This window comes from Allobosea sp., assembly GCF_030694325.1.
GTDB lineage: Bacteria > Pseudomonadota > Alphaproteobacteria > Rhizobiales > Beijerinckiaceae > Allobosea.
Window position 1 is genome coordinate 1 of record NZ_JAUXYO010000205.1, and the last position, 1,150, is coordinate 1,150.

The 1,150-nt window shown below is 70.0% G+C and carries 1 protein-coding gene; it reads right to left on the minus strand.

Translation table 11 applies throughout. The features are described 5' to 3' along the window. The coding region (locus tag Q8M82_RS13490; RefSeq protein WP_371126349.1) for a DNA polymerase IV at window positions 1-1,150 on the minus strand (1,150 nt) is incomplete at both ends.

Below are 1,150 nucleotides of genomic sequence, written 5' to 3' on the forward strand. Positions count from 1 at the left end.
GGTCGCCATGGTCGGCTTCCTCCGGGCCGGTCAGGTCGCTCGCGCCGATGCCGATCAGCCGGTAGCGCGGGCCGCTGCATTCGCGCCGCAGGAGCTCGCGCCCCGCCGTGAACAGCCGTGCGGCGAGCTGGGTCGGCTCGGGCAGCCGCGTCGCTCGGGTGATCGAATGGAAATCCGCCGTCTTCAGCTTCAGCGTGATGGTCCGGCCCGCCAGTTCTTGATGCTTCAGGCGCTTCGAGGTCTTCTCGCAGAGCCGCCAGAGCACCGGCTCCAGCTCCTCGAAGCGGGACAGGTCGACATCCAGCGTCGTCTCGCTGGACACGCTCTTGGTTTCGCGGTCCGGCGTGACGCGGCGCGGGTCGATGCCGTTGGCGAGGTTTTTCAGCCGCGGGCCGTCCTTGCCGGCCAGCCGGAACAGCTTGTCGACCGGCGCCTCGCGCAGATCGCCGATGAGACGGAAGCCCGACTCCGCCAGCTTGGCCGCGCTAGCCTGGCCGATGCCGGGAATGAGGCCCACCGGCTTGGCGGAGAGGAAGGCGACCGCCTCCGCCCGCCCGATCACCGAGAAGCCGCGCGGCTTGTCCATGTCGGAGGCGACCTTGGCCAGGAACTTTGCATAGGACAGCCCGACCGAGACGGTGATGCCGATCTCCGCCTCGATGCGCCGTGCGAACCGCGCCAGGGTCACGGCGGGGCTGGCATGGTGCAGCAGCTCCGTGCCGGCGAGGTCGAGGAAGGCCTCGTCGATCGAGATCGGCTCGACCAGCGGCGTCAGCTCCTGCATCAGCCGGCGCACCTGCCGCCCCACCGCGACATACTTCGCTATGTCGGGTTTGACGACCACGGCCTGCGGGCAGGCCTTCAGCGCCTTGAACATCGGCATGGCCGAGCGCACACCATAGGTCCGGGCGATGTAGCAGGCGGTCGAGACCACGCCGCGCTTGCCGCCGCCGATGATCACCGGCTTGTCGAGCAGGCTGGGATCGTCGCGCTTCTCGATCGCGGCATAAAAGGCGTCGCAGTCGATATGGGCGAGGCTCAGGCTGTCGCGCTCGGGGTGGCGCAGCAGCCGCGGCGAGCCGCAGGCCGGGCAGCGGCGGGGAGCCTCGCCCTGCGCCTCGTGGTCGGCCAGGCAGTCGCGGCAGAGGAC